This window comes from Vibrio sp. B1REV9 (assembly GCF_905175395.2).
Classification (GTDB): domain Bacteria; phylum Pseudomonadota; class Gammaproteobacteria; order Enterobacterales; family Vibrionaceae; genus Vibrio; species Vibrio alfacsensis.
Window position 1 is genome coordinate 1 of the sequence record NZ_CAJIMW020000023.1, and the last position, 1,468, is coordinate 1,468.

General features: G+C 54.0%; 1 rRNA gene. It reads right to left on the reverse strand.

Going from position 1 to position 1,468, the window contains the following annotated elements:
• Window positions 1-6: 6 nt before the first annotated feature.
• Window positions 7-1,468, reverse strand: a 16S ribosomal RNA gene (locus KHN78_RS00035); the annotation flags it as partial.

Sequence of the window (1,468 nt, forward strand, 5' to 3'; positions counted from 1 at the left end):
ATCGTATAAGGAGGTGATCCAGCGCCAGGTTCCCCTAGCGCTACCTTGTTACGACTTCACCCCAGTCATGAACCACAAAGTGGTAAGCGTCCTCCCCGAAAGGTTAAACTACCTACTTCTTTTGCAGCCCACTCCCATGGTGTGACGGGCGGTGTGTACAAGGCCCGGGAACGTATTCACCGTGGCATTCTGATCCACGATTACTAGCGATTCCGACTTCATGGAGTCGAGTTGCAGACTCCAATCCGGACTACGACGCACTTTTTGGGATTCGCTCACTTTCGCAAGTTGGCTGCCCTCTGTATGCGCCATTGTAGCACGTGTGTAGCCCTACTCGTAAGGGCCATGATGACTTGACGTCGTCCCCACCTTCCTCCGGTTTATCACCGGCAGTCTCCCTGGAGTTCCCGACATTACTCGCTGGCAAACAAGGATAAGGGTTGCGCTCGTTGCGGGACTTAACCCAACATTTCACAACACGAGCTGACGACAGCCATGCAGCACCTGTCTCAGAGTTCCCGAAGGCACACCTGTATCTCTACTGGCTTCTCTGGATGTCAAGAGTAGGTAAGGTTCTTCGCGTTGCATCGAATTAAACCACATGCTCCACCGCTTGTGCGGGCCCCCGTCAATTCATTTGAGTTTTAATCTTGCGACCGTACTCCCCAGGCGGTCTACTTAACGCGTTAGCTCCGAAAGCCACGGCTCAAGGCCACAACCTCCAAGTAGACATCGTTTACGGCGTGGACTACCAGGGTATCTAATCCTGTTTGCTCCCCACGCTTTCGCATCTGAGTGTCAGTATCTGTCCAGGGGGCCGCCTTCGCCACCGGTATTCCTTCAGATCTCTACGCATTTCACCGCTACACCTGAAATTCTACCCCCCTCTACAGTACTCTAGTCTGCCAGTTTCAAATGCAATTCCGAGGTTGAGCCCCGGGCTTTCACATCTGACTTAACAAACCACCTGCATGCGCTTTACGCCCAGTAATTCCGATTAACGCTCGCACCCTCCGTATTACCGCGGCTGCTGGCACGGAGTTAGCCGGTGCTTCTTCTGTAGGTAACGTCAAATCCATACGCTATTAACGCATGAACCTTCCTCCCTACTGAAAGTGCTTTACAACCCGAAGGCCTTCTTCACACACGCGGCATGGCTGCATCAGGCTTGCGCCCATTGTGCAATATTCCCCACTGCTGCCTCCCGTAGGAGTCTGGACCGTGTCTCAGTTCCAGTGTGGCTGATCATCCTCTCAGACCAGCTAGGGATCGTCGCCTTGGTGAGCCCTTACCTCACCAACTAGCTAATCCCACCTAGGCATATCCTGACGCGAGAGGCCCGAAGGTCCCCCTCTTTGGCCCGTAGGCATCATGCGGTATTAGCCATCGTTTCCAATGGTTATCCCCCACATCAGGGCAATTTCCTAGGCATTACTCACCCGTCCGCCGCTCGCCGCCCAACAAATCC